Source organism: Acinetobacter lwoffii (assembly GCF_015602705.1).
Lineage (GTDB): Bacteria > Pseudomonadota > Gammaproteobacteria > Pseudomonadales > Moraxellaceae > Acinetobacter > Acinetobacter lwoffii_E.
The window spans coordinates 2967393-2993055 of record NZ_CP059081.1 but is presented as its reverse complement, the minus strand read 5'-3'; the positions used below and the strand labels follow the sequence as shown (position 1 = coordinate 2993055).

Genomic DNA, 25663 nt, shown 5'->3' with positions numbered 1-25663 from the left:
GTGAATCCCCTATTCATTCCATTGTTCATTCAAAAAAGATGACCGCGACCAAAAGCGGGTCGCCATTCTAACCAAGTTATCCACATCTGTCATGGCAATTTCCACAAAAACTGTGCAAAAAGAAATCACCATGCATAAATTTAAATTTAAAACCCAGTGTGGATAAGTTTATCCGCAAGCTGTGGATAAAATATATCATAAAGTTATCCACAAAGTATAAAATTAATAGAAACAGTTTTATCCACAATATAAGTTCATGTTTAAATAAATAAAAAGCGGCTTATCCATAGAAAAAGTGCTCCCTAATAGTAATAAATTTAAATTTATAAATTTGAATTTATTTATAAGATCACTGGTTTTGTGGATAACTCAAAAAACTTCAAATTTAAATTCAAAACCGCAAGCTAAATTTAAACTCTGGATAACATGTGGATAACTTTGTTGATAGAGTTGTTTATAACTTATATATATTTATATAACAATAACTTAATTTGTGATTAACTTGAATTGAACTATTTTTTATTCAGTTCTCTGAAAAACCAGAGGCTTTATCTTTTTTGATCTTATTTGAAAAGAAAACCGCTTTTGCATTGACAGCTCAAGCAATGAGCACTAAAATCGCGGACCTTCATAGAAAGATCATTTTTTGGAGTTTCAATATGAAACGTACATTCCAACCGTCTGAATTAAAGCGTAAGCGTGTTCATGGTTTCCGTGCTCGTATGGCTACTAAAGCTGGTCGTCAAGTATTAGCTCGCCGTCGTGCAAAAGGTCGTCATAGCTTAACTGTTTAATCAGTTACGCTAAGACGATTTTGGGTGTTATGACAAAACTTTATAGTTTTGGCACAGAGTTGCGATTACGCTGTGCTGCCGATTATAAAGGTGTCTTTGATGGTGCGCTTTTTAAAGTGCATCAACCCCATTTCTTATTTCTTGCAAAACATTCCGAACTGCCAAATAGCCGTTTGGGTTTAGTTGTTGCCAAGAAGAAAGTGCGACGTGCACACGAAAGAAATCGAGTAAAACGACTTGCTCGCGAAAGTTTTCGCCTGCATCAACAGCAATTAGATGACTTAGACATTGTAATCATGCCGAAAATGGGTGTTGAAGCAGTGCCTAATGCAGAATTGCACCAGCAATTACAATTTGCCTGGCAGAAACTTAACCGTCTCGCCAAAAAGCATTCAAAAATAGCCCCCTCCCCACAAAAGTAGAGTTGGCCAATGGTACGTTTACTGCATTGGTTGATCCGTTTCTATCAGATTGCGATTAGTCCTCTTCTTGGACCGCGCTGTCGTTATATTCCAACTTGTTCTCAATATTCCTTGGAAGCAGTCCAGATGCATGGCGCTGGGCGTGGAGTGTGGCTGGCTACTAAACGTATTTGCCGTTGTCATCCGTGGGGGGGCTCGGGATATGATCCTGTTCCCTCAAAAGCGATTCGTTTTATTTCATTTCAGCAAATAGATTCTCAAACGCTTCACGTTGCTGTACCCTTTCGTGATCGTTTATTGAACCAAAATCACTCTCACCACTTGGGGTAATACATATGCAACAATGGGCCAGGATTGCCATTCTCGGAGCCATGTTTGTTGTCGCATATTTGCTCATTTTGGCGTGGCAAAAAGATTATGGAAATGCTGAAACAAAACCGCAGCAGGAAACTGCTGTTGTTTCGCATGACGTATCTGCAGATTTGCCAAATGGTCAGACGGCTACAGTTGCCTCTGATCTGCCACAAGCAAATGTGCCAGCGCAGCAAGCCACGGATGCCACAGCACCTGTAAGTCAGCAGCTTATTTCAGTACAAACTGACCTTTATCACCTTTGGATCAATCCTAAGGGTGGTGATATTGTTCGTGTTGAATTACTCAATCATGACAAAAACAAAGACAGCGATGAACCGTTCGTGATGCTGGAAAGCGATGCGAAACGTACCTACGTCGCTCAGTCTGGCCTGATCGGTCTGAATGGACCGGACAGCAGCCGTAACGGCCGTCCAATGTATGAGCTGGAAAAAACGGCTTATACCCTGGCAGATGCGAAAACAGTCAAATCCAAAGACGGTGAAAACCTGAAAGTATTGTCTGTACCGCTGGTGTTTAAAACCGCTGACGGGATCGAGATTATCAAGACCTTCAATTTCACTGAAGGTGAATATCCGGTCGTGGTAAATCACAAAGTGGTTAACCGCAGTGGCCAGACTTGGCAAGGTCAGATGTTCGGTCAGATCAAACGGGATAACTCGGAAGATCCAGGCAAATCTGATCAGGGGATCTTCACGCTGGGAACATTCCTCGGCGGTGCATGGGGTACCCCGGACGAGCAGTACAACAAGCTTAAATTCGACAACTTTGTTGAAGAAAAAGTCAGTACTGAAGCGACAGGTGGTTGGGTGGCAATGGTACAGCACTACTTTGTCAGTGCATGGGTTCCAGGTCAGCTGAAGTTGACTCAAGGCAATGGCGAAGCTTATAGCGCCAAGCTTGAATCACGTAAATCAACCGATAACATGAACATCATCGGTTTTACCTCACCGACGTTCAATGTGCCTGCAGGTACAGTGGCTGAAATTGATGCGACTTTCTATTCAGGTCCAAAAATCCAGTCAGAACTGAAAGATTTGGCTGCGGGTTTAAACCAGACCGTTGATTATGGCTGGTTATGGCCAATTGCGAAATTACTGTTTGTCGGTCTTGAATTCTTCCATGGTCTGGTGGGTAACTGGGGCTGGGCAATTATTCTGTTGACTATCTTGGTGAAAGTAATCCTGTGGCCATTGTCGTCGAAGAGCTATCGCTCGATGGCGAAAATGCGTGTGATTGCGCCAGAAATGCAACGCATGAAAGAAGAGTTCGGTGAAGATCGCATGCGCTTCTCTCAAGAAATGATGGCATTATACAAACGTGAACAGGTCAATCCGCTTGCCGGCTGTTTACCACTGTTATTACAAATGCCGATTTTCCTGGCCTTGTACTGGGTATTGATGGAATCTGTGGAACTGCGTCATGCGCCATGGATGCTGTGGATTCAGGATTTGTCTTCAATGGATCCTTGGTTCATTCTGCCGTTGTTGATGGGCTTGACGATGTATATCCAACAGTCGTTAAATCCACAACCAACTGATCCAATGCAGGCGAAAGTCTTCAAGTTTATGCCGATCATCTTTACCGTATTCTTGTTGTTCTTCCCGGCAGGCTTGGTTCTGTACTGGATCGTCAACAACTTGATCACGATTCTGCAACAAACTTTGATTAACAAGTCTGTTGCCAAAGATCGCGCGAAACGTGATGAGGCTACTCCAGTCAACTAAGTTGTACGGATAGGCTGAATAAATCCGCTTAAGATGGTAATCTTAGGCGGATTTTTTTTGGCTGTACTTTTGAGTCTTTGCAGGTGAATTTTATGCTCAACCGAACCACAACTATTGCTGCGATTGCAACTCCACCAGGACGTGGCGGCGTTGGGGTGATTCGCCTGTCAGGTCCGAAATCCTATGAAATTGCCCAGCAACTGACGCAAAAAGAGTTGCCCAAAGCCCGTTTTGCCGGTTTCCGCCAGTTCTACGATGCAGCAGGTGAAGTCATGGATGAAGGACTGGCGATTTGCTTCCCGAATCCAAACTCGTTTACCGGTGAAGATGTCGTAGAGCTACAAGGTCATGGCGGTCCGGTGATTCAGAACGCCCTGCTTGGCCGTTTGCTGGAACTGGGCGCCACTGCAGCCAAAGCGGGTGAATTCTCGATGCGTGCCTTTGAAAATGGCAAGCTGGATCTGGTGCAGGCTGAAGCAATTGCCGACCTGATTGATGCAACTTCGCAAGCGGCTGCACGTTCTGCGGTGCGTTCACTGCAAGGAGCTTTCTCGACCAAAGTTAATGCAGTTCTTGAGCAGCTGATTCATCTGCGTCTGCATGTGGAAGCCGCGATTGATTTTCCGGAAGAAGAAATCGACTTTCTGGCAGATGGCAAGATTTTAAATCTGCTGGATGGCGTATCCAGTGCAGTCACTCAAGTCCAGCAATCCGCACGTCAAGGACAGCTTCTACGTGAAGGCTTGCAAGTCGTAATTGCAGGTAAACCGAATGCCGGTAAATCCTCTCTACTGAATGCGCTGGCCGGAATTGAACGCGCGATTGTGACCGATATTGCTGGCACCACCCGTGATGTGCTGCATGAGAAAATTACCTTAAATGGCTTACCGATTACCCTGACCGATACGGCTGGTCTGCGTGAAACCGGTGATATCGTGGAAAAGGAAGGGATTCGCCGCGCGATTAAGGAAATTGAACAGGCAGATTTATTACTGTTGGTTTATGACTTAAGCCAGGGCGAAGATCCGCTGCAACTCGCTCAAGAATATTTTGCTGAATATATTGAACCGAAACGTTTAATGCTGATTGGCAATAAATGCGACCTGACTGGTGCTGAAGCCGTAATTGGCGATTTAAATGGTTTCCGGCATATCGCAGTCTCTGCCAAGCAGGAAACCGGTGTTCAATCGCTCATAGAGGCGATTACAGCGCATGCAGGCTTCCAGCCTGAGGAAGACACCTTTATCGCACGTACCCGTCATTTAGACGCAATGAAGCGCACTCAGCTCTATCTGGCTGAAGCGCGTGAACAACTGGTGGTGTATAACGCCGGTGAACTGGTGGCGGAGTCCTTACGTCTGGCGCAAAATGCCTTGGGTGAGATCACGGGTGATTTCAGTGCAGATGATCTGCTGGGCAAGATCTTCGGTTCATTTTGTATTGGTAAATAATTATTTAATAAAACATCAAAAAAGCCCTCAACTGAGGGCTTTTTTTAGGCTGGTAGGCGGGATTTTTGATAAGCCCACCACAGCGCAAAACACAGCAAACTAATCGCGATACAAAAGCTGATTACGGCGAAATCCAGCCCCCAATGATCGGCCAGATAACCCACGGCAATGATAGGGACAATAGTGCCCAGATAGGCAATAAACAGATAGGTTGACATGACGGCTGCACGGTTGTCTAAGCTGGTCATTTGATGAATCAGGGCAAAAGCACCCATCAGGGCAAAACCATGGCCAATTCCAAAGCAAATATCACTGATAAAAAATAGCAGGCTGATTTTCGAATACATGCATAGTGCCAAAATCATCAAGCTCAAGCACATCATCATCAGGCCGATATTCAGACATTTAGATGCTGCGACCGCTTTGGCCATAAATTGCACGATCACTGAAACCACCAGAATACTGGTAATGGCCAGTCCGCTGACCAGAGGGCCATGCCAAGGTAAAATATTGCGGACAAAGGACGGCGACAGTGAAGCAAACAGGCTAAAAGCGGCAAAGGCACTAAAAGCCGTCACTGCAATAATCATAAACACACGATGAAACTGCGCTTCAGGTTGTTGCAGTTTAGGCGCCATGCTAAAGGGCTGCGCCTCAAACTTGGGTGCTTTGATCCAGGACAGGCCAATCAGACACAGCACGGCACCCAGAATAATCGGTAAATATGGCATCACCAAAGGGGCAGCGGAAAACTGCGCAATCACACCACCGACCAAGGGTCCCAAACCAAAACCCATTGCGGTGATGATTGAAATCAATTGTGGTGCAGTGTGTTTATGGCTTTCTGGGATAGTATGCATCAAACCCATCATGGCAGAAGTGGTCATCAGGCCCGATGCAATCCCAATAATAAAACGGCCAATCGAGAGGATCAGTGCATTCTGGGCAAAAACGGAAATGATGAGACCCAGCGTGATCAGGGCCAGACCAATTTGCAGGGTCCGTAAAAATCCAATGCTGTTACTGGTTCTGCCCAAAAATAACAAGGTCGAGAGGCAGCCAAACATATAGGCGACAAAAATGTAGGTGATCTGGCTGGGCAGCAAATGCCAGAGCTGTTGATAAATCGGATAAAGCGGACTGGCCAAAGCGGTGCCAATCGTTCCCATCATTAAAGCCAGGCTGACCATCAAGAACGGTCGCCAGCTGGTCGTTATTGTCATGAAAATGCCGTTATAGTGTTAATCCTTGGCCAATCCATGTCAGGGCGTAGCGAGGAAAATAGAAAGTGTCTGCAGTTTAGAATGGATACAGAAAATCGGTCAAGGCTGAATGAGTAAGATGTTTATCATTTAATATATTTTAATTATATAAAACAATTACTTATTATGAATATTGATGTGTTTTCTAGATAGATTGGAGTTCAATCTAACGCTATACATGGTGTTCCACGTGAAACATTATGAACTTGTTTAACTGAGTCTAAACAGTAACATAAATGTTTGAGAAATTTAAAAGCAGAGCGATTAGAATCGAAGCATATTCTTATCCAATTCATGTAGAACATTCATGTTAAAAAAAACACTGATCATTAGTTTAAGTACATTCATTTCAAGCTTCGCATTTGCCAATATTGATACGGTACAAGCTAATTTGGCAAAAAACAGTCCCAATTTAAAAATTGAAAATATTCAGACCACCGAGATGAAAGGCATCTATAGCGGTTCCATGCAGGGCCAAGTGGTTTATCTGAATGAAGATGCCAAGCATCTGATAGCCGGTCCGATGCTGCGGATTCAGGATCAATATAATCTGACCCGTGATTTAATGCTGAAACAAAATAGTATCGACTGGAAAAAATTACCGCTTCAGGATGCTGTAAAAAGTGTAAGAGGTACGGGTAAACGTCAGATTGCGATCTTTTCTGACCCAAATTGCCCGTATTGTAAAAAGCTTGAGCTAGAGCTGAAAAAACTGAATGACTTGACCATTTATACCTTTATTCTTCCTTTAAAACCCCAGTCGGCTGCTCCTTCAAAACAGGTGTATTGCGAGTCTAATCCAGCTCAGGCATGGGAAGATCTGATTGCTCAAGGAATTCAACCTAAATCGAAAAAAACTTGTGCCAATCCGATTGAACGGAATAAAAAACTGGCTCAGTCTATGGGGGTGAATGGTACACCTGCGATTATTTTTTCCAATGGTTTTAAGGTGATGGGCGCCTATCCGGCAGAGCAGATTGAGCAGATTTTTAAAGAATTCAATTTATAAAAATTAAATAAAGATATCAGTCGCTCAATATAAAAAAAGCACCTCATGGGGTGCTTTTTTTTATTAAGGTGATCCAGTCAGCATCAGCTTGATTTAGACCGTGCGGCGTTTGGTCACCATATTATAAATAAACAGAATAATCACAGCACCAATCACGGAAGCAATCAGACCTGCTGCGGAATCTGCCGAGTACAGACCGAGCATACGACCACCAAAAGTCGCCAACAAGGAGCCGGCAATACCCAGCAAGGTGGTCATGATAAAGCCTGCCTTGTCATTACCCGGATGAATGGCACGTGCAATTAGACCTGCTACAAAACCAATGACGATCGCCACAATAATTGTCCACATATGCATACTCCTTCTTATCATGTCTTTGTTTTCACATCTGTTTAATCATCTTGAAACAAAGTCAGGATCATAAAAAGTTGAATCCTGAAACGAGATGTTATTTTTTGTTCCCGGTTTTTTCTGTATTTTAGGTATAAAAAAAGTGGCTTATGCCACTTTTTTCAACCTGATTTTAAAGACCGATTTCACCAATAAATGGCAGGTGACGGTACTTCTGGTCATAGTCCAAGCCATAACCCACGATAAATTTATCTTCAACCTCAAAGCCCATAAATTCGACCTTCAAATCGATTTCACGACGCGATGGTTTACTTACCAAAGTACACAGTTGAATCGAGTTAGGTTCACGGGTTTGCAGGATTTCGAGTACCTTGCTTAAGGTGTTGCCTGAGTCAATAATATCTTCAACCACCAGCACATCTTTACCACGGATTTCACCGTCTAAATCTTTCAGGATTTTTACATCACGTGACGATACCGTGCCACCGCCATAACTGGACACAGTCATGAAATCCAATTCATGCGGTTTTGAAATCACACGACATAAATCAGCCATAAAAATCACTGAACCACGTAATAAACCGATGAGCACAAGTTCTTTGTCACTATTGGCATAGTGTGCATTGATTTGAGCACCAAGCTCTTTGACTTTAGCTTGAATTTCTTCAGCGGAAATCATTACGCTCATTTGAACGGTCATGGGTAGATACCTAAAAAGTAAAAATAGCAAAATAAAAAAGGTGTTGACCTGCAACACCTGAATACGTCGCAATTTTAATACATCCCTAGCAGAGATGCACCTGTTTTGCTGGCTGTAAATGTAATCATTTTTTAGCCGCTGTTGAATCGCGTTTCAATAAAAAAACACAGCCCAGTGCCATTGCAGACAGGATCAAGTATTGGCGACGGCGGGATTTTTTCGGTTTATTCACTGGCTGCTGCTTTGACATAAACGGCTGCTCCATAGACATAGGTGGCTGCAATATTACGGTCATCGCCAAGCATGGTCAGTGCAAAAAATGCATCTTCAATATTTTTAGCTCTGCTCTGGCGTAACTGCTGTAAGGCAGTTGCATTGAGATTCAGCACCACAAAGTCGGCTTCTTTGCCAATATTAAAGTTCCCCAGGCGATCATCCAGACTCAAGGCTTTGGCACCGCCTAAAGTGGCATGATACAAGGCCTCAAAGGCGGAGAGTTTTTCGCCCTGTAACTGCTGCACCTTATAGGCTTCATTCAGGGTTTGCAGCTGATTAAATGATGTTCCTGCTCCAATGTCTGTGCCTAAGCCGACTTTAACCCCTTTGTCCCAAGTTTTTTTCAGGGGAAATAAGCCACTGCCAAGGAATAGATTTGAGGTCGGACAGAAAGCAATGGCTGAGTCGGTCTGATGCATACAATCCCACTCTTCATCTTCCAGATGCACGCAATGCGCGAAAACGGATTTGCTGCCGGTTAAACCATAATGATGATAAACATCCAGATAACCTTCACGTTCAGGAAAGAGTTCTTTGACCCAAGCAATTTCATTTTTATTTTCACTTAAATGGGTATGCACATAGACATCCGGATATTCGGCTTTGAGCTGCCCGGCTTTTTGTAGTTGTTTAGGTGTTGACGTCGGTGCAAAGCGTGGGGTAATCGCATACAGGTTCCGTCCCTGTCCATGCCACTTTTCAATCAGCGCTTTAGAGTCAATATAAGCCGTTTCTGCTGTATCCGTCAGCGCTTCCGGTGCATGACGATCCATCAGGACTTTACCTGCGATCAAACGCATATTGCGTGTGGTTGCGGCATTAAATAAAGCATCTACGGATTCAGGATGAACGGTACAAAAGACCAGGGCAGTGGTGGTGCCGTTTTTAAGCAATTCCTGCACAAAAAATTCGGCAATTTTTTCGCTATAGGATGCATCTTGAAACTGGATTTCAGTGGGGAATGTATAGGTATTTAACCATTCCAGCAGTTGTTCACCATAAGCCCCGACCATTTCCGTTTGCGGGAAATGAATATGGGTGTCGATAAATCCGGGAACAATCAGTTGATCTGGATAGTGTTGTAATTCAAGGTCGGTAGGAAGTCGTGACTGCCCTTCTTGCCAAGGACCAAACCACTGGATTTTACCTTCGTGAATGATGACTAAACCATCTTCTACATATCGCACTTGGTCGTGTATATCACGTGCTTGGGCAACTGTATTCTGAATATCGAGGAAGCGACCACGGATCGCTGTCGTTGCAATTACAGAAGACATTTTAAACCTACGCTTTTAATTTTTTCGATTGATTGTAGCTGAAAAAATTGCCATGTTTGTATGAACATTCATATTTAAATAGCGATCCAGATTCTTCTATGACCCCATCCAATTATTATGATCAATTTCAACAGATCGTACGTGCGCAGCCGACATTAATGCGCATCTTGCATCAGTTAGCACAATTACACTCTGACGCTTATGTCGCAGCGGGTGTGTTACGTCATGTGATCTGGGCGCATTTACATGGATGGGAATATGAAATAAATCATACTGAGGTCGATGTGATTTTCTATGATGAAAATGAGCAGGCTCGCGTTATAGAACAGCAACTTGCAGATCGGTTAAAAGAGTATTTTCCAGATATCCGTTGGGATGTGACTAATCAAGCCTTTGTACATGAGTGGTATCGTACCGATCAAAATGAAAATATTGAGCCTTTAACTTCAATTAGTCATGCGCTGTCATTATGGCCAGAAACTGTCACGGCCTTGGCACTGCGCCTGAAAGATGATGAATTGGAGTTGATTGCTCCTTTCGGTTTAGCAGATTTATTTGAGTTAAAGCTGCGTTGGAATCCGAATTTAGTCAGTTATGCCGTGTTTGAACAACGCATGCTGAGCAAACAGTTTTTGCAAAAATGGTCCAAATTATCCCTGATAGAACAATAAAAAAAGCCTGCTGATGCAGGCTTTTTTGATGATTACTTTTTACAGGGTGGTTTCGTTATATTTCTTGCTATGACGAATCGACAAGATCGCGGTCACAGTCAGGACAATCACAATAAAGCTCAAAGAAATCCAGATCGGCATATGGAACACATCCAGCATCAGCATTTTAAAGCCGATAAAGACCAGAATGATCCCGAGACCATAAGGCAGATAATGCATTTTTGAGGCTGCGCCCGAGAGCAGGAAGAACATCGCGCGTAGGCCTAAAATCGCCATCAGGTTTGCGGTAAGAACAATAAAGGGATCGGTGGTGACGGCAAAAATAGCTGGAATAGAATCGACGGCAAAGATGACATCAGAGGCTTCAACCAGGATCAGGACCAGAAATAACGGCGTTGCCCAGAGCAAACCATTTTGACGGACAAAGAATTTGTCGCCCTGAAGTTGCGGGGTAATACGCATATGTTTACGCAGCCATTTCAGAATCGCCATATCTTCAATATTGCTGTCTTCTTCATGCTGACCACGCAGGAATTTGAAGCCGGTATACACCAGGAACGCACCGAAGATATATAGAATCCAGGAGAATTCCTGCACGAACCACGCGCCAATAAAAATAAAGATAGTTCTGAGCACAATCGCACCCAGTACGCCATATAACAGCAGCTTGCGTTGCAGTGCGGGTGGAATGGCGAAGGCCGCGAAGATCATCAGCCAGACAAAGACGTTATCAATCGCCAGGGATTTTTCCAGCAGATAACCGGCAAAGTATTCCATGACCTTGGCATTGGCAATTGCCGTGCCTGCGGTCTGCTCCAGATACAGCCATAAGCCGCCACCAAATAAAGTCGCGACACTGACCCAGGCAATACTCCAGTAGGCAGCAGTACGGACTTTAACTTCCTGACCATGCTGATGCTTAAAGCCGACAAAATCGATTATCAGCATGACTGCGACAATCGCGAAAAAGACGAGATACAGCCAGAGTGTACCAATGGTTTCCATGTGAATTCTCCACATCGGACAACTAGCCATAAAAAAACCTTGACCAGTTGCCAGATGAAAAACATCTATAACAACATGATCAAGGTCTTGCCTACATCTTACTGTTCCACTTTTTTATATAAAGTGTGACTTCAAGATGCTCAGATACCGACTTTTTGCAAAGTGTAATGACGATATTCTGACACGTTTAAAAATTGAAATTTCATTCTTAAACGCTTGGAGGAGGCTACTCCCCTTGTTCAAACTAAATTTTGTTTGAGCGATGGCTCAATGTGCAGCAAGCATGACAGATTTTTGCTAAGACTACAATTTCATTTACAAAAATCATGCTTCAAGGTGCTTTCTGAACTAGGAAATCCGAACGTTGAATCAGATATAAGCTGATCAGAAAACCCAGACTGGCCAAGATGGCTCCTACCCAGCCAATACTATGTAATCCGATATGTGCCGTTACCAGACCCCCAAGTAAGGCGCCGCCGCCAATCCCGACATTATACAGACCTGAAAAAATTGCCATGGCGACATCGGTTGCATCAGAAGCCAGATTTAAGGTCTTGGCTTGTAGAGCCAGACTAAACCCAATAATGCTGATGCCCCAGATTAACGCCAAGCTATTAAGCTGAAATACACCCTGAGACAGTGGCAGCAATAACAGTAGCGAGATCCCTAGCCCGAGTGTAAATAGCGGAATGGTGAGTCGGGGAAAATGCGGTGCAAAGCGACCAAATATATAAGACCCGATCAGACCTGCACCGCCATAAATCAGCAATAAGCTGGTGGTCTGCGCAGAGCTGAATTGCGCAATATTCAGCGCAAAGGGTTCAATATAACTATAGGCGGTAAATTGCGCACTAATCACAAGCACGGTAAGCGCAAAGACCAGCATCAGGCTGGGACGTTTTAGCAAGCTTTTTAAGCTACTGAGTGATCCAGAATTGACACTTGGTAATAAAGGCAAGGTTTTGGCCAGCAGTACACACACCACACTCGCCACAACTGCGATCAAGGCAAAACTATTGCGCCAGCCATAGGCCTCCCCGATCATCCGGCCAAAGGGAATTCCCAGGACCATCGCCATGGCGGTACCGGTAGCCAATAAGCCCAGTGCCTGAAACTCTTTGCCCTTTGGCGCAACCCGCACGGCAAGCGACGCCGTAATTGACCAGAACAGCGCATGCGCCACGGCAATACCAATTCGGCTCAGCACCAGAATGCTAAAGCTCCAGGCAAAATAGGACAGCACATGACTGAAAATAAACACCGCAAATAAAACCATCAGCAGAAAGCGCCGTTCAATATTTTTGGTCAGTAACATCATTGGCAAAGAAAGCAGCGCCACGACCCAGGCATAAATCGTCAGCATCCACCCGACCTGAGTGGGTGACATGGAAAAACTTGCGCCAATATCACTTAATAGCGCCACCGGGATAAATTCGGTGGTATTGAAAATAAAGGCAGCAGAGGCTAAAGCAATCACACAGACCCATTGACGTGTCACCGAGGAGATGGAAGAAGAGCTGGACATACATATCTGATAAAAAGAACCGGCCGGCAGTTTAAACCTGTTGAGCAAAATGCGGTATTGGTCAGAAGGACAGATTCACAATCCTTTAAAAGAAATCTAACAATAGAGCAGGGAAAAATATGTCAGTCTGGCTTAAAAACAAGGAGAGGATCGGTATGTTGATCGAGCATCAGCAACAGGACACTGGAGGTTTATGGTTTGTAGAGCCAAATGAAAAACGTCTGGCAGAAATGAGTTATTCCAGAGTAAATGAAGATCAATTAGTGATTGAACACACCTGGGTCGATGACAGCCTACGCGGACAGCACGTCGGGTATTATCTGGTCGAGGCCGCTGTGAATTTTGCCCGTGAACACGGCATCAGGATTATTCCAAAATGTCCTTTTGCCAAATCCGTGTTCGAGCGAGAGCCTCGCTTTAATGATGTTTTATAATTTTAAAATGACAACAAAGGTTTAGATTCGTATGGAAATTAAATATCAAGATTCAAAACGTGGTGGTGTATTTTTTATGGAAGATCAAGGACGCCGCCTGGCGGAGATCACTTATCAATGGCGGGGCGATGCCGTCATCATTGCCGATCACACCTGGGTCGATGATTCCCTGCGTGGCCACGGTATTGCCCGAAAAATGCTGGATGTACTGGTCGATTTTGCCCGTGAAAAAAGTTTAACCATCATCCCGCAATGTTCTTATGTGGATGTCATGTTTAAACGTGACCGAAGTCTGGCAGATGTCGCAGCAACTGCTATTTAACTACCCAAGGGGATTTCCCGAAAGATAAATGCAGTTTTTCTTTCAAGGCAGGAATCAATAGAACCTGTAACAGGGTATATAAACCGAAACCTGCCATTACCCCGGTCATCGCCCAGAAAATTTCTTCAAACTGTTGCAGCATCACTAAAATTGCCATGATCAGCAGATAACTAGCATGAAAATAAATTCGATGCCCAACAAATTTCAAGATCGTCCAGCTAATAAAAATTGAACTGATCAGCAGATTGGTTTGAGCGCTGAATTGCCAATTATTTAAAGTGATGATCAGGATAAAACACACACATAACAAGGCGAGGGTTAAAATCAGATCTTTTAACATCAAGTGATCCTCATGTTCATGGTAGGTGTATGAAAATATTCGTTTAATAATTTAGGCACTATTGTTAAAAGTTTAATCCAGAAATGCAAACTGAAAACCGTGTAAGCAAAAACGGATATTTGCTTAAAAAATAGTCGACTTAATTTAAAATTATTGATTAAATTGTGTTTTTAATTCTTCCCTCTAGAGAGATGGCATGATGCTACAGCTTTGCTATGCCAGTGAACGCATAGAATCTGAACAAGAGTTGTTACAAGATTTGAGCGATATTTTAGCCACTGCCCGGAAGTTCAATCTTCAGCATCAGATTCATGGGGTGTTGTATTATTCCCATGGCAAATTTTTCCAGTGCCTTGAAGGTCAGGCTGAAGTAGTGGAAAGTTTATTTCAGAGCATTTGTCGGGATCCCCGCCATCACAATATCTTGCGTTTTGCAGATGCGATGGTAGAGCATTCCCATTTCTCGGAATGGTCAATGAAATATGTGCATAAACACAGTGAAATTTCTTCTTTATTTTCACGTTTAGGTTTGAAGCAATTTGATCCGCATGCCTTACAGCAGTCAGGAATTGCCGAATTCCTCAAAGTACTGTATCGCCTGGAAGAAAATCAGGCCAGTCTGGCATCGCCAAAAGGTTATAAGCAGCGTGGTTATGTCCCCTATTTTTGATCTGATGGATCAAAGCTGAAAATAAAAAAGTCCGCATGGCGGACTTTTTTGTCTGATGTGGATTAGGTCATGTCAATCATGACTTTTAAGGCCTTTTCATCAGAGGCATGTTTAAAGACATCATAGGCTTTTTCAAAATCGGAAAATTTAAAATGATGGGTCGCCAGTTTTTCTAGGGGCAATTTGCCGGAACAGCAGGTTTTCAGCAACATCCCTGTGGTATTGGCATTCACCAGGCCGGTGGTGATGGTCAGGTTTTTAATCCAGAGTTTGTTCAGTTCAAAACTCACCGGTTTACCATGTACGCCGACGTTGGCAATATGCCCGCCCTCCTTCACGACATGCTGGCAAATATTCCAGGTAGGCTCCACCCCCACTGCTTCAATGGCACAGTCGACCCCGCGTCCATCGGTAATCTCTAGAATCTTTTGAATGGCATCTTCTTTGGCAGAGTTGATGATATGCGTCGCGCCGACAGTCTTGGCAAATTCCAGCCGATTATCATCCATATCCACCATAATAATATTGGCGGGTGAATAAAACTGTGCGGTGAGCAGACAACTCATGCCGATTGGCCCTGCCCCGACAATCGCGACATTGTCGCCTGGTTTGACATCGCCATATTGCACCCCAATTTCATGTGAAGTTGGCAGGATATCTGAGAGGAATACGGCCACATCTTGATTCAGGCCATCGGGTAAATGATAGAGTGAGGTATCGGCAAAGGGCGTGCGTACATATTCGGCATGGGTGCCATCAATCATATAACCCATGATCCAGCCGCCTTCATTGCGACAATGGGCATAGAGCTGTTTCTGGCAGTTTTCACAGGTTCCGCAGCGGCTGACACAGGAAATAATCACCCGGTCGCCCTTTTTAAAGTTTTGCACGGCGGAACCAACTTCTTCCACAATGCCAATACCTTCGTGACCTAAAATACGTCCCTTAAAGCTGCCCTCTTTACGCGTAGCCTCCTGCTCAATTTCCGGGTTTTTACCTTTCCAGATACCCAAGTCGGTACCGCAGATGGTAACTTTTTCCAGTTTAATGATGGCATCGCTGGGATGCAAAATGGTGGGAACTGGGCGGTCTTCAAAGCGGATATCATTTGCGCCGTAATAGACCATCGCTTTCATCGTTGTCATGACACATCTCCTAATGGAATGAGGAATGAGAATGACCTGACTCAGCGAGAATAATGAACGCCTCGATTGCTTTTATATAGTGACAGCGATGGGCTGATTTATGATCTGGCTTTCAGGCCTATAGATACCTGTGTTCTTCTCGATTGTGCCTTGAGTGATATGGCGCTGCAATGAGTCTTGTGTACAGATTGCAACAAAAGATCATCAGGGAGGGTTCAGAGATAAATCTGCTCTTTGGGTCAATATTTAAATCATAGGATTGCAGGATCAGAACAACGGTTCACTTTTTCTCAATCAACGTTTTAATATGCTAAAAAAAGCCCGCTAGGCGGGCTTCTTCACTTCACTTAAATCTGTTTTATGCTTGTAAAACAGTAATCAGCTTCTGATGCAAACCACCAAAACCACCATTCGACATAATTACTACGGCATCGCCCTCGCCTGCTTCTGCCACCACGGTCTGAATGATGTCATCCAGTGTGCGTGCAACTTTGGCCTTGTTTGGCGCAGCCTCAATGACCGGTTGCAGATCCCAGTCCAGTCCTTCCGGTTGATACCAGATCACTTCATCGGCCAGACGTGCTGAATGAGCCAAGCCATCTTTATGACTGCCCATGCGCATGGTATTGGAACGTGGTTCAATAATTGCCCAGAGTTTGCGTTCCCCTAGACGTTTGCGCGCACCTTCTAAGGTCGTATCAATCGCCGTCGGATGATGGGCGAAATCATCATAAACCTCGATACCACGGACTGTGCCTAACAGTTCCATACGGCGTTTCACCCCACCAAAATTCGATAGTGCTTCACAGGCAGTTTCAATCGATACGCCGACATGTTCAGCGGCAGCAATCGTGGCCAAGGCATTGGCCACCGAATGCTGTCCAGTCATATTCCATTGTACTTCGCCTTTGACCACGCCCTGTTGCAGCACTTTGAAATGTGAACCATCTGCTGACAATTGTTCTGCATACAGCTCAGCTTTTTCATTGGCATCCAGACTGGTGCGCACTACAGGTGTCCAGCAGCCCTGCTCCAGCACTTCATCAATATTGCTTTCAGTAATCGGCGCGATAATCCGGCCTTCACTTGGAATGGTACGAACTAGATGATGGAACTGCTTTTGAATTGCGGCTAGATCATCGAAGATATCGGCATGGTCAAATTCCAGGTTATTTAAAATTGCGGTTTTTGGATGGTAATGCACGAACTTGGAACGCTTGTCGAAGAAAGCAGAATCGTATTCATCGGCTTCGACACAGAAATATTTCCCACCACCGAGACGCGCACTTTCCGAAAAGCCCAATGGCACACCGCCAATCAGAAAACCTGGCTCCAGACCGGCTTGATCCAGTACCCAAGCCAGCATCGTGGTGGTCGTGGTTTTACCATGTGTTCCGGCGACACCCAGCACGTGTTTACCTTGCAGAACATGATCAGCCAGGAACTGCGGACCTGAAATATAAGGCAGACCTGCATTCAGCATATATTCGACTGCATCAATACCACGCTTCATGGCATTGCCGACGATCACCAGATCCGGATGAGGCTGTAAATGACTGCGGTCATAACCCTGCATTAAAGTGATGCCCGCATTTTCAAGTTGGGTCGACATGGGTGGATACACATTCAGGTCTGAACCTGTTACCTGGTGGCCCAGATCGCGTGCAAGTAGCGCTAAAGAGCCCATAAAGGTGCCACAAATACCCAAAATATGCAGATGCATCTACTTTACTCCGTTCCTGTCTGACCCATCACTTTATATTGGTGCTGTTGTCATGATTTATTCAATTTGCAAGCAACGATAGCAAGGCTTTAGCTGAAAAGATAGTGGAAATTCTGGCCTTGTTGTGGGATTTTTTAAATCCTGTTTCACGGATAAATTCAAAGAAAATTTCAAAGCGATGCAATATCTTTTCGCCAAATAAACCGTAAAATAAGTTCGACTTTTTTGCAGAGTGCATGCAAATGCTGCCGGCTTTATTTCTTCTGGTAATTGCCAACTGTTTTATGACCCTGGCCTGGTATGGGCATTTAAAGTTTTTGCCGCATGATGCACCGCTCTGGCAAGCGATTCTATTTAGCTGGGCCATTGCCCTGTTTGAATATAGCCTGATGATTCCGGCGACCAAATTGCTGGCGCAGCAAGGACTCGCAGTCGGCCAAATGAAAATCACCCAGGAAGTCGTGACCTTACTGGTCTTTGTTCCTTTTATGATTTTCATGTTTAAGCAGCCTTTTAAACTGGATTATCTCTGGGCTGCTTTATGTCTGTGTGGATGTGTCTATTTTGTATTCCGCAGTTCCTAAATAGTTGTAACTGCGGCTACTCCCCTATTTTTATTCCAGTTTTTGAAAATTCGATAAAAAAACAAGAAAAATCGAGCCTTGCTTTGACCGTTAAATTTTATGAAGCTGAATTTTCAGTCTATAATACGCACTCCTATTCAAGCTTGGCTCTCTCGTCGAGATTTATCTTTTCTCACTTTAATCTCTGGAAAATTTGCAATGAATGCGGCTGCTGCACAAGATACTCCTCTCGTAGGTATTATCATGGGTTCTCAATCAGATTGGGCAACTCTCGAACACACTGCCAATATGCTCAAGCAGCTTGGTGTCCCATTTGAAGCCGAAGTTGTTTCTGCACACCGTACCCCAGACCGCCTGTTTGAATATGCCGAGCAAGCGCGTGATCGTGGTATTCAGGTAATTATTGCCGGTGCAGGTGGCGCAGCGCATTTACCGGGGATGTGTGCGGCGAAAACTGATCTTCCAGTTTTGGGTGTACCGGTGAAATCTTCGATTTTAAACGGTGTTGATTCATTGCTGTCTATTGTGCAAATGCCAGCAGGTATTGCAGTCGGTACCTTGGCGATTGGTCCTGCCGGTGCCACCAATGCTGCCATTATGGCCGCGCAAATTCTGGGTTTGACCCGTCCAGAAATCGCAAAAAATGTTGCAGATTTCCGTGCAGCGCAAACAGATAAAGTGGCAAGCAACAATATTCCAGGCCAGGCTTAAGTCGAGACACAGATTATGGATAAAACCATCGGTATTTTTGGTGGCGGTCAGCTGGGTCGTATGATGGCGCAAGCGGCACTTCCATTAAATATTCAATGTACATTTTTTGAAGCCAGCACAGACTGCCCTTCTGCGGCTTTGGGCCCGGTGATTTCGAGCCAAGCTGAAAATGGTCTACAAGACTTTATCAGCAGTGCAGATGTATTTAGTCTGGAGTTTGAAAACACGCCCCTTGCAGATGTTGATGTACTCACACAAAGCAAGCAACTGCATCCGCCACGTCAAGCTTTAGCGATTGCCCAGCATCGTTTGTCTGAAAAAGCCTTGTTTGATGAACTGGCTATTCCGGTTGCACCGTACAAAGCGGTCACTTCACTGGAAAGCTTACAGGCTGCTGTAGCTGAACTGGGTTTGCCGATCGTACTGAAAACTTCACGTGGCGGTTATGATGGCAAAGGCCAATTCGTTTTACGTTCGGCTGATCAGATTGATCAAGCCTGGGCAGAATTGGGCCCTGCGGGTGAACTGATTGCAGAAAGCTTTGTCACCTTCTCACGTGAAGTATCAATTATTGCAGTACGCAGTCAAGATGGTGATGTCAAAACCTGGCCATTGACTGAAAATCATCATCATAACGGCATTCTGTCGCACTCGATTGTGCCTGCACCGAACAGTGCAGATTTGCAGCCGGTGGCGCAAGATTACATTACTCGTCTGCTCAATCACTTGAACTATGTCGGTGTCCTAACCCTTGAGCTGTTTGTGACAGATAAAGGCTTATATGCCAACGAGATGGCACCACGCGTGCATAACTCGGGACACTGGTCGATTGAAGGCGCCGTATGTTCGCAGTTTGAAAACCATGTGCGTGCCGTGGCAGGTTTACCTTTAGGTTCAACTGAAGTGATCCGTCCAACTGTCTTGGTGAACATCATTGGTCAGCATCCGAAATCTGCAGATGTTCTGGCTCTGGAAGGTGCACATTTGCATCTGTACAACAAGTCAGAGCGTGAAGGTCGCAAAATTGGTCACATTACCCTGATGCCAAATGACAGCGCGCAATTGTCTGTGCTTTGCCGCCAACTGGCGAAAATTTTACCGAATCCATTGGCATTAAGCGAAGATATGACCATCTAGGCTTTAACTTGCTGATAAAAAAAGCGATCACTTCGGTGATCGCTTTTTTATTTGTCTGCTTTCAGGCATGATTGCGCCTCTTCAAAAATACCTGCCATTGGTCGGATCAGTTTTTAAATCAATTGCTTATAAACTGATCAATTGAGTATAAATATAACAATCCAATAAAACCTTTTTTACAGCTGAATTTTGCCATATTCACTTGTAGATAAGCTTGAAATCAAAGTTTGAATTTAAAACTGGAAAGCAGTTTTGAATTTAAATTCATAAAAATAAATTCAAATTTAAATCGCACTTTGAATTTAAACTTGCGCTTTTAAATTCAAAAAATATGAATTCAAATTTAAAACTGGATAAATGAATTCAAAGTTTTTGAATTTAAAAATATTAGCCCATTATTCAAATGAATTTAAAACAAAAACGAGTGTAATTAGAGCATATTGATGATCGTGACTCGCTTTTCCTGAAACAAGTTATCCCCAGTAATTTTTTAAATTCAAAAATAATTCCAAATGTTTTGAATTTAAATTTAAAAATCCTGCTGATTTGAATTTAAAACAAGCTTGTGGATAACTCGTGTTTAAATTTAAAGATTACAAAATGAATTTAAAAGTGTAGGAATTATGAATTTAAATTTACGCATTGGCGCTTTAATTTTCATCATGAGCTGCTAAGGTAGAAGCATAATTCAAAATCTAAATATTCAAGGGTCTTATGCAACGGCTTGCACTTTTTATTGGTTCTGTGGTCTTGGCTGCTTCACAGGCACAGGCTGAACTTATTATTAATGGTCAACGTGTCACGCCGACTGATTTGACCTCTAGTTCAAATATCCCGAATTATGCCTCCCAAAATAATTTTCAAAACTGTCTCGCTAATTTGCGCAGTCAAGCTGTTGCTAGAGGTGTAAGCGGCAGTACCTATGATCGTTATACCCAGAACTTAAACCCGGATTATTCAGTGATTGAACGCCTGAATTACCAGCCTGAATTTTCTACCCCGATTTGGGATTATCTATCTGGTTTGGTGGATGAAGAACGGGTTCAGCTCGGCCGGCAAAAACTACAGCAACATCGTGAGGTGCTCAATCGTGTTGCTGCTACCTACGGTGTACCTGCAGAAACGGTAGTTGCGGTATGGGGTGTCGAAAGTAATTTTGGTGATATTTCGGGGAAATATCCTTTATTACAGGCTTTAGGAACTTTGAGCTGTGAAGGTCGTCGCCAGAGTTATTTTCGTGGTGAGTTTTTTACCACAATGAAACTGTTACAGCGTGGCGATGTGCGTGAAGAACAATTAAAGGGTTCCTGGGCAGGCGCATTTGGTCATACCCAGTTTATGCCATCGACTTATGATGAGCTTGCAGTTGATTTTGATGGTGATGGCCGACGTGATCTAGTTTCGAGCATTCCGGATGCACTCGCATCAACTGCCAACTTTTTAAGCAAGCGTGGCTGGCAGAGCGGACAACCTTGGGGATTTGAAGTCAAGATTCCGCAAGGCATGTCGGTTTCCGGTGAAGGCCGAAGAAATAAAAAATCCTTGAGTAGTTGGATCAATCAAGGTGTAGTTCGTGCCGATGGTTCGGCATTGGTTCAAGGAAATTTATCACAATCCTCTCAGGCCGGATTGCTTGCACCTGCAGGCCCGAGTGGCCCGGTGTTCCTGGTCTTTAAAAACTTCGATGCCATTTATAGCTATAACGCGGCAGAAAGTTATGCCTTAGCGATTGCGCATTTATCCGATCGTTTGCAAGGTAAAGGCTCATTTATGGCCACATGGCCTACTGATGATCCGGGAACTTCGCGTGCAGAACGTCGTGAGATCCAGCAATTTCTGTTAAACCGTGGCTATGATATTGGTGCAGTGGATGGTCTGATTGGAGATAAAACCCGTCAGGCGATTCGTCAGGAACAGCAGCGTTTGGGCTTAAGTCCTACAGGTCGTGCCGGTCAGCAGATTCTGCGTGCTTTTAGAAATGAAAATGCCAAACGCATGATGCAATAAAAATATTGAAAACGAAAAAAGGTCTGCATTCATGCAGACCTTTTGTGATGACTGTTTTTGAGTAGCTATTATAGTCATGCAAGATAATAGTAATTCGCTGAATTTAAACAGCAGTAATGGTGCCGAGGACGCGATAGCCAGCGGCACCAGTGACTGCAGGCAAGTTACCATTCAGCTGGTTCATAAAACGCATGGCCAGCCAGGCAAAGGCAGTAGCTTCTACCCAGGTCGGACTGAGGCCCAGATCGGCGGTAGTCTGTACGCTCCATTCATGTTTGCGCAGGCGCCAGCGCAACTGCTCTAGTAAATGTGAGTTGTAGGCACCACCACCGCAAACAAAAACCTGTCCGGTATCCATGCCGGAGCGGTAAATGGCTTTTTTAATGGCACGGGTGGTGAGCTTTAATAAAGTCGCCTGTACATTTTCCGGGGTATCTTCCAGTTCATCGTATTGCAGGTCATTGCGCCAGTCAGCAATCTGTTCATCCAGCCATTCCAGGTTGAAATCTTCACGACCAGTACTTTTCGGAGGTTCTTTGGAGAAGAATTCGTGTGACTGCAAGCGATCGAGTAAACTGCGAATCGGGGTGCCATAGGCTGCCCAGTTACCATTTTCATCAAAAGGCTGGCCAGTATAACGGGCACACCAAGCATCCATCAGGATATTGGCCGGTCCGGTATCAAAACCATACACCTCTTCAGGCTTGCCGGCAGGTAGCAGGCTGACATTGGCAATACCGCCCAGATTTAAAATTACCCGGTGAATGCTGTTATGCTGGAAAATATCCTGATGAAATGCCGGAACTAAAGGTGCTCCCTGACCACCTGCCGCCAGATCACGACGACGGAAATCTGAAATCACCGGAATCTGGGTAATTTCAGTAATGATGTTCGGGTCGCCAATTTGCAGGGTGAAGCCATGTTCAGGACGATGCCGGATGGTCTGGCCATGCGAGCCAATCGCCTTAATTCTGGATTTATCCAGGTTATTTTTTTCAATCAGCGCATTAATACCATGACCAATCATTTGTGCCAGTGCAACATCGGCCTTACCCATGCGGTCAATTTCATTGTCATCCGGCAAGGTCAGTGCCATCAGCTCATCCCGAAGGTCAGGATCAAATGCCAAAGTGAGTGTGGCATGAAGCTGGAGTGGATCAAAAGAAGCAGCAACAATATCGACACCATCCATGCTTGTGCCGGTCATTACCCCAATATAGATCGCTGTCATGGTTATTCTTAAGCCTGCAATATGCTGAAAAAGTGTTAGTATATCGCACAAATTGAGTAACTGATGTATTGGATTTTGTGATGTCAAATTTCCTGCCGGCTGAAGAACAACTTGCCCTCATTCAACGAGGCACCCACGAAATTATTTCTGAAGAAGACCTTCTCAAGAAATTAAAATTGAATCGTCCATTAAAAATTAAAGCGGGTTTTGACCCGACTGCACCTGATTTGCACTTGGGCCACACGGTTCTCATTAATAAGTTAAAAGTATTCCAAGACTTGGGTCATGAAGTGTTGTTTCTGATCGGTGATTACACGGCGATGATCGGTGATCCAACTGGTAAGAGCGCAACACGTCCACCATTGTCACGTGAACAGGTTTTAGAGAACGCTAAAACATATCAAGAACAAGTATTTAAAATTCTTGATCCAAACAAAACCAAAGTGGTGTTTAACTCGGAATGGTTTGCACAAAAAACTGCGGCTGATTTGATTCAACTGGCATCACAGCAAACTGTTGCGCGTATGCTTGAACGTGATGACTTCACCAAGCGTTATAACAACCAGCAGCCAATTGCGATTCATGAATTCTTGTATCCATTGGTTCAGGGTTATGACTCGATCGCACTGGAAGCAGATGTAGAGCTGGGTGGTACAGACCAGACCTTTAACCTGTTGATGGGTCGTACGCTTCAAGGTCGTTATGATCAGGAACCACAAGTCTGTATTACTGTGCCAATCCTTGAAGGTTTAGATGGCGTCAACAAGATGTCTAAATCTTTAGGTAACTATATTGGTGTATTTGATGCACCGGGCGCGATGTACCAGAAAGTGCTCTCAATGCCGGATGCATTGATTGAGCGTTATTTTGATCTGCTGAGCTTCAAAACCATTGAAGAAATTCAGCAACTATTAAAAGAAGTGGCAGAAGGCCGTAACCCGCAAGAAGTCAAAAAGATTCTTGCACTGGAGCTGGTTGAGCGTTTCCATGGTGCAGAGGCGGCTGCCAATGCGCATAAAGGCGCGGGCAATATCATTACTGAAGGTGAATTACCCGAAGGTACGCCAGAAGTAACTATTTCACGTGGCGAGTTTGGTGGGGAAATCTTTATTACCTCGATTTTACGTGAAGCCGGCTTAACCAAAAATGCAGCCCAGGCTAAGGATGCATTAGGCCGTGGTGCAGTGAAAGTGGATTGGCAGACTGTAGATACGACCTATTCTGTGAAAGAGAACGTAACTTTGATTGTTCAGGCCAGTAAAAAAGCAATCGCTAAAGTCACTTTTGTTGACTAAAAAACGGATAAGTTATTGAAATAAAAGCAGGCTTCGGTCTGCTTTTTTTGTTGATGTTCTATATTTAAAAATCAAATAAGTAAAGTCAAAAAAAACCCTATGAAAACAAGAGTTAATTTTTCCCAAATCACTTGCTTTTCATCTTTATTATGTATAGGATTTATTCATCTAGAGAATTCGTTTAGAGCATCTAGAGGGTAGTAAAAATAATAGTACTCCACAACTGAGAAGTCTCTTTTCCAAGAGGCTCTTTTTAAAAGCTTTAAAGCGAATAACTATAATAATGACATAATGGATCGGGTAAAGATTCAATTCTAAGGAGGAGATTTTGGGAGAGATCTCTTCCTTTTTTATTTATTCTGATTGCGTAATCAAAATATAAATCTGCATGCCTACTCTTCTTGTTGAACAACTAAACTTAAAATTAATCAGCAAATCGAACTTAGGTGAATGACCTCTAAGGGTGAGTTCATTTCAATTGACTCCAAAATGACTCCAAAAGAAAAGTGCAAAACATAAAAATTAAAGCAGAGGTGATTGAATGTATCGCTTTCCAACAGAAGATATTTTTGATGAACAGATCGATTGCATATTACGGTTCTTATTTGAATACCAGCCGGTCGAACAAAAACAGCAACTCTATGGATCTGTCTATACTTTATTTATGCAGCTTGATCTGGCCGCACATTACTTTTTATTTTCCCTGATTGAAGAGCAGTTACCGCGACGCGCAAAATTATTCTTTGTTGCCGAGGATTATCAGGGCAAGAAAGACATGATTGTAGAAGTTATGCAACACAGGCTTGGGCAGCAACAACAGGAAAAAGTCGCTTAATGCAAAATAACAGATTTTATCTTCTATATATAAGTGATCTAAGCATGGTTTTGGGATTCGACAACTAAAAATGAATACCTCTTCTATATAGCAGCCTAAGAATAGGCTTTTATAAAAGCTTTTTACGTAAAAAATAACTCATCAATTGAGGAGTCTAGGATTTAGATCGGTTTGTTGGGCAAGGTAGGGGAATTTTGGTTTTCTTTTGACGAGCTAATTTAAATAAAAGACAAGATTTCAATATCAAAAGGCTAAAAATACTGTTTTAAATATTATTGTGATAGTTTTTAGGTCTAAATGAATTTTCAGTTATAAAAATAAAATGAAGTGTTTAGTGGGTTTATTGCATAAAAACGCTTAAAAATTAGATAAAAAAGCGATTTTTTA

At 43.7% G+C, this 25663-nt stretch carries 27 protein-coding genes; 16 read left to right on the top strand and 11 right to left on the bottom strand.

What is annotated here, in order from left to right:
* Positions 1 to 659: 659 nt before the first annotated feature.
* The 5 genes from rpmH to mnmE all read left to right on the top strand — a co-directional run bounded on the left by rpmH (position 660) and on the right by mnmE (position 4766).
* On the top strand, positions 660 to 794 hold the full coding sequence (gene rpmH / locus H0S56_RS14235; protein WP_000831329.1) for a 50S ribosomal protein L34: 135 nt from the start codon (positions 660 to 662) through the stop codon (positions 792 to 794).
* Between the two features lie 29 nt (positions 795 to 823).
* The gene (gene rnpA, locus H0S56_RS14230) at positions 824 to 1216 is read left to right on the top strand and encodes a ribonuclease P protein component (RefSeq protein ID WP_004281932.1); all 393 of its coding nucleotides are present in this window, start codon (positions 824 to 826) and stop codon (positions 1214 to 1216) included.
* A gap of 9 nt (positions 1217 to 1225) precedes the next feature.
* Positions 1226 to 1546: a membrane protein insertion efficiency factor YidD gene (gene yidD, locus H0S56_RS14225; protein WP_004281931.1), complete on the top strand. Its 321-nt coding sequence runs from the start codon at positions 1226 to 1228 to the stop codon at positions 1544 to 1546.
* Positions 1547 to 1551: 5 nt separating this feature from the next.
* Positions 1552 to 3315 carry a membrane protein insertase YidC gene (gene yidC / locus H0S56_RS14220; RefSeq protein WP_005104951.1) on the top strand — a complete coding sequence of 588 codons (1764 nt, stop codon included), beginning with the start codon at positions 1552 to 1554 and terminating at the stop codon, positions 3313 to 3315.
* 92 nt (positions 3316 to 3407) lie between these two features.
* A complete protein-coding gene (gene mnmE / locus H0S56_RS14215) occupies positions 3408 to 4766 on the top strand; it encodes a tRNA uridine-5-carboxymethylaminomethyl(34) synthesis GTPase MnmE (protein ID WP_195725352.1) in 1359 nt (452 codons plus the stop codon).
* 44 nt (positions 4767 to 4810) lie between these two features.
* On the opposite strand, the gene H0S56_RS14210 is transcribed toward mnmE, so the two are convergent.
* Entirely contained in the window at positions 4811 to 5989 is a 1179-nt protein-coding gene (locus tag H0S56_RS14210) for an MFS transporter (protein ID WP_457758482.1), read from the bottom strand.
* Between the two features lie 346 nt (positions 5990 to 6335).
* Between H0S56_RS14210 and H0S56_RS14205 the strand changes: the two genes are divergently transcribed.
* Positions 6336 to 7037: a DsbC family protein gene (locus H0S56_RS14205; RefSeq protein ID WP_195725351.1), complete on the top strand. Its 702-nt coding sequence runs from the start codon at positions 6336 to 6338 to the stop codon at positions 7035 to 7037.
* Between the two features lie 93 nt (positions 7038 to 7130).
* Here H0S56_RS14205 and H0S56_RS14200 read toward each other — a convergent pair whose 3' ends face one another.
* The 4 genes from H0S56_RS14200 to guaD all read right to left on the bottom strand — a co-directional run bounded on the left by H0S56_RS14200 (position 7131) and on the right by guaD (position 9641).
* The gene (locus tag H0S56_RS14200; protein WP_004281926.1) at positions 7131 to 7388 is read right to left on the bottom strand and encodes a GlsB/YeaQ/YmgE family stress response membrane protein; all 258 of its coding nucleotides are present in this window, start codon (positions 7386 to 7388) and stop codon (positions 7131 to 7133) included.
* Positions 7389 to 7560: 172 nt separating this feature from the next.
* A complete protein-coding gene (gene hpt, locus H0S56_RS14195) occupies positions 7561 to 8088 on the bottom strand; it encodes a hypoxanthine phosphoribosyltransferase (RefSeq protein ID WP_004647133.1) in 528 nt (175 codons plus the stop codon).
* Positions 8089 to 8212: 124 nt separating this feature from the next.
* Complete coding sequence (locus tag H0S56_RS14460) at positions 8213 to 8338, bottom strand: hypothetical protein (protein WP_004647134.1); 126 nt, start codon at positions 8336 to 8338, stop codon at positions 8213 to 8215.
* Positions 8313 to 9641, bottom strand: a complete 1329-nt coding sequence (gene guaD / locus H0S56_RS14190; RefSeq protein WP_195725350.1) for a guanine deaminase — start codon at positions 9639 to 9641, stop codon at positions 8313 to 8315. The genes H0S56_RS14460 and guaD overlap by 26 nt, the downstream gene beginning before the upstream one ends.
* Positions 9642 to 9739: 98 nt before the next feature.
* Between guaD and H0S56_RS14185 the strand changes: the two genes are divergently transcribed.
* Positions 9740 to 10312, top strand: a complete 573-nt coding sequence (locus H0S56_RS14185) for a nucleotidyltransferase family protein (protein ID WP_180039082.1) — start codon at positions 9740 to 9742, stop codon at positions 10310 to 10312.
* Between the two features lie 39 nt (positions 10313 to 10351).
* Here the strand turns inward: H0S56_RS14185 and H0S56_RS14180 are convergent, their stop codons facing one another.
* A complete protein-coding gene (locus H0S56_RS14180) occupies positions 10352 to 11317 on the bottom strand; it encodes a TerC family protein (RefSeq protein WP_004728997.1) in 966 nt (321 codons plus the stop codon).
* 331 nt (positions 11318 to 11648) lie between these two features.
* Positions 11649 to 12842 carry a sugar transporter gene (locus tag H0S56_RS14175; RefSeq protein WP_195725349.1) on the bottom strand — a complete coding sequence of 398 codons (1194 nt, stop codon included), beginning with the start codon at positions 12840 to 12842 and terminating at the stop codon, positions 11649 to 11651.
* Between the two features lie 155 nt (positions 12843 to 12997).
* Between H0S56_RS14175 and H0S56_RS14170 the strand changes: the two genes are divergently transcribed.
* Together H0S56_RS14170 and H0S56_RS14165 are read left to right on the top strand one after the other, a co-directional pair.
* A complete protein-coding gene (locus tag H0S56_RS14170; protein ID WP_005094867.1) occupies positions 12998 to 13276 on the top strand; it encodes a GNAT family N-acetyltransferase in 279 nt (92 codons plus the stop codon).
* 31 nt (positions 13277 to 13307) lie between these two features.
* Complete coding sequence (locus H0S56_RS14165; protein WP_005108225.1) at positions 13308 to 13598, top strand: GNAT family N-acetyltransferase; 291 nt, start codon at positions 13308 to 13310, stop codon at positions 13596 to 13598.
* Here the strand turns inward: H0S56_RS14165 and H0S56_RS14160 are convergent.
* Positions 13591 to 13938 carry a hypothetical protein gene (locus tag H0S56_RS14160; RefSeq protein WP_195725348.1) on the bottom strand — a complete coding sequence of 116 codons (348 nt, stop codon included), beginning with the start codon at positions 13936 to 13938 and terminating at the stop codon, positions 13591 to 13593. The two genes, H0S56_RS14165 and H0S56_RS14160, sit on opposite strands and share 8 nt — an antisense overlap.
* 196 nt (positions 13939 to 14134) lie before the next feature.
* On the opposite strand from H0S56_RS14160, the gene H0S56_RS14155 reads away from it, so the two are divergent.
* On the top strand, positions 14135 to 14608 hold the full coding sequence (locus H0S56_RS14155) for a BLUF domain-containing protein (protein WP_004281912.1): 474 nt from the start codon (positions 14135 to 14137) through the stop codon (positions 14606 to 14608).
* 62 nt (positions 14609 to 14670) lie between these two features.
* Here H0S56_RS14155 and H0S56_RS14150 read toward each other — a convergent pair whose 3' ends face one another.
* Positions 14671 to 15753, bottom strand: coding sequence for a zinc-dependent alcohol dehydrogenase family protein (locus tag H0S56_RS14150; RefSeq protein ID WP_004281911.1), 1083 nt, complete (start codon positions 15751 to 15753; stop codon positions 14671 to 14673).
* Positions 15754 to 16111: 358 nt separating this feature from the next.
* Complete coding sequence (gene mpl / locus H0S56_RS14145; RefSeq protein WP_005264469.1) at positions 16112 to 17476, bottom strand: UDP-N-acetylmuramate:L-alanyl-gamma-D-glutamyl-meso-diaminopimelate ligase; 1365 nt, start codon at positions 17474 to 17476, stop codon at positions 16112 to 16114.
* A 242-nt stretch (positions 17477 to 17718) separates the two neighbouring features.
* Here mpl and H0S56_RS14140 point away from each other — a divergent pair, with 242 nt between their 5' ends.
* The 4 genes from H0S56_RS14140 (at position 17719) to H0S56_RS14125 (ending at position 21915) form a co-directional block, all read left to right on the top strand.
* Positions 17719 to 18060 carry a DMT family protein gene (locus tag H0S56_RS14140; protein WP_004647146.1) on the top strand — a complete coding sequence of 114 codons (342 nt, stop codon included), beginning with the start codon at positions 17719 to 17721 and terminating at the stop codon, positions 18058 to 18060.
* A 198-nt stretch (positions 18061 to 18258) separates the two neighbouring features.
* Entirely contained in the window at positions 18259 to 18771 is a 513-nt protein-coding gene (purE, locus tag H0S56_RS14135; RefSeq protein WP_004647147.1) for a 5-(carboxyamino)imidazole ribonucleotide mutase, read from the top strand.
* 15 nt (positions 18772 to 18786) lie between these two features.
* Positions 18787 to 19908, top strand: a complete 1122-nt coding sequence (locus H0S56_RS14130) for a 5-(carboxyamino)imidazole ribonucleotide synthase (RefSeq protein ID WP_195725347.1) — start codon at positions 18787 to 18789, stop codon at positions 19906 to 19908.
* Between the two features lie 714 nt (positions 19909 to 20622).
* Positions 20623 to 21915, top strand: coding sequence for a lytic murein transglycosylase (locus H0S56_RS14125; RefSeq protein WP_206687174.1), 1293 nt, complete (start codon positions 20623 to 20625; stop codon positions 21913 to 21915).
* A gap of 103 nt (positions 21916 to 22018) precedes the next feature.
* On the opposite strand, the gene H0S56_RS14120 is transcribed toward H0S56_RS14125, so the two are convergent.
* Positions 22019 to 23146, bottom strand: coding sequence for an anhydro-N-acetylmuramic acid kinase (locus H0S56_RS14120; protein WP_195725346.1), 1128 nt, complete (start codon positions 23144 to 23146; stop codon positions 22019 to 22021).
* An 80-nt stretch (positions 23147 to 23226) separates the two neighbouring features.
* Here H0S56_RS14120 and tyrS point away from each other — a divergent pair, with 80 nt between their 5' ends.
* Positions 23227 to 24441, top strand: coding sequence for a tyrosine--tRNA ligase (tyrS, locus tag H0S56_RS14115; RefSeq protein WP_195725345.1), 1215 nt, complete (start codon positions 23227 to 23229; stop codon positions 24439 to 24441).
* Positions 24442 to 24982: 541 nt separating this feature from the next.
* Positions 24983 to 25276 carry a hypothetical protein gene (locus tag H0S56_RS14110; protein WP_195725344.1) on the top strand — a complete coding sequence of 98 codons (294 nt, stop codon included), beginning with the start codon at positions 24983 to 24985 and terminating at the stop codon, positions 25274 to 25276.
* Positions 25277 to 25663 lie beyond the last annotated feature (387 nt).